2 rRNA genes are annotated in these 1,961 nt (G+C 49.7%); both read left to right on the top strand.

What is annotated here, in order from left to right:
- A 16S ribosomal RNA gene (locus tag ALMA_RS07990) occupies positions 1-559 on the top strand; the annotation flags it as partial.
- Positions 560-961: 402 nt separating this feature from the next.
- Positions 962-1,961 (top strand): 23S ribosomal RNA (locus ALMA_RS07995); the annotation flags it as partial.

Below are 1,961 nucleotides of genomic sequence, written 5' to 3' on the forward strand. Positions count from 1 at the left end.
TTGACATAATTACGACTACTCTAGAGATAGGGTTTCCTCTTTTGGTGCGCTTTTACAGGTGGTGCATGGTCGTCGTCAGCTCGTGTCGTGAGATGTTGGGTTAAGTCCCGCAACGAGCGCAACCCTTGTCTTGTGTTGCCAGCACGTTATGGTGGGAACTCACAAGAGACCGCCGGGGTTAACTCGGAGGAAGGTGGGGATGACGTCAGATCATCATGCCCCTTACGTCTTGGGCTTCACGCATGCTACAATGGCCGGTACAGCGAGGTGCGATAGGGTGACCTGGAGCGGATCTTGTAAAACCGGTCTCAGTTCGGATTGAAGCCTGCAACTCGGCTTCATGAAGGTGGAGTCGCTAGTAATCGCAGATCAGCAGTGCTGCGGTGAATGCGTTCCCGGGCCTTGTACACACCGCCCGTCAAGTCATGAAAGTGGGCAACACCCGAAGCCGGTGGCCTAACAGTTTACTCTGGGGGAGCCGTCTAAGGTGAGGTTCGCGATTGGGACTAAGTCGTAACAAGGTAGCCGTACCGGAAGGTGCGGCTGGATCACCTCCTTTCTACGGAGAATTTTGAAGGTCTACGGTTGTAGACTGTAAGATGCACAGCTTTCAACTGTCTCGAGTACGAGATGGGGTTGTGTCTGGTGTGGAAAAATTATCGAGACTAGAGTTTTACGAAATGTGCTTTTGGGTTCCCGGACCGCGACTTCGTGGTTGGGAGCAAAATACCCGCTACTTCCACGGCATGGTTGTGACTGTGTTGGTGTGGTGGTGTGGTGTGGTGGTTTGAGAACTGGATAGTGGACGCGAGCAAACAAGTTTTTGCTTGTTTGTTGCAATTTCAACGGACTCAATTGTTTTGTTGGGTTTGTTGGATCGTTTTTGTGATCATTTGTGTGATGATTGTGTTGTCTAGGAATTTATGTTGTTTTTGATAGGGTCTTAACAAGGGATTGTTTGTGGTTTGTTGTTAAGGGCTTAGGGTGGATGCCTTGGCACATGGGAGCGATGAAAGACGTGGGAGGCTGCGATAAGCCTTGGGGAGCTGTCAACCGAGCTGTGATCCGAGGATTTCTGAATGAGGAAACTCACCACAGACGAATCTGTGGTACCCGAACTTTTGTTTTGGGGGCGTACGTAGGGAAGTGAAACATCTCAGTACCTACAGGAAAAGATATTCCGTGAGTAGTGGCGAGCGAAAGCGGAGGAGACTAAACCATGCGCGTGTGATACTTGTCAGGGGTTGCGTGTGTGGTGTTGTGGGATGTTCTCGTACTGGTTCTGACAGGCTGGTGAGGGAGTGATAAAAGATTGTGTGAGTTGAACAGGATTGAATGCCTGGCCGTAGAGGGTGATGGCCCCGTAGATGGTAGCGCAGTCTCTTTCTGGAGAATATGTCCCGAGTAGCACGATACTCGTGGAATGTCGTGTGAATCTGCTCAGACCGTTGGGTAAGTCTAAATATATCTGTGTGACCGATAGTGGACGAGTACCGTGAGGGAAAGGTGAAAAGTAGTCCGGGAGGACAGTGAAATAGTTTCTGAAACCGTGAGCTTACAATCCGTCAGAGCCTTTCGGGGTGATGGCGTGCCTATCGAAAAATGAGTCTGCGAGTTAGTGGTATGTAGCGAGCTTCACCCTTTCGGTGGCCTCTTCTCTCCCTCTATTCTTCCTCTTTCTTTTCTTTTCCTTCTCTCTCCCCTCCTCTTTCTTCTCTCTCCTTTCTCCTTTTTAATCCTTTTTCATACTTTTTTTATTACCTAACGCACCTAGGTTGAAAACTGGGGCGATGACTTGTGGATAGGGGTGAACGGCCATTCAATTTCCGAGATAGCTGCTTCCATCCGAAATGCACGTAGGCGCAGCGTCAGTCTATAGTTTCCCGGCTGTAGAGCTACTGGATGCTTGCGGGCCTATTATGGGTACCAATAGCAGCCAAACTCCGAATACCTGTGAAGTG

The sequence above is a fragment of the Alloscardovia macacae genome (assembly GCF_002259705.1).
In the GTDB taxonomy this organism is placed as follows: domain Bacteria; phylum Actinomycetota; class Actinomycetes; order Actinomycetales; family Bifidobacteriaceae; genus Alloscardovia; species Alloscardovia macacae.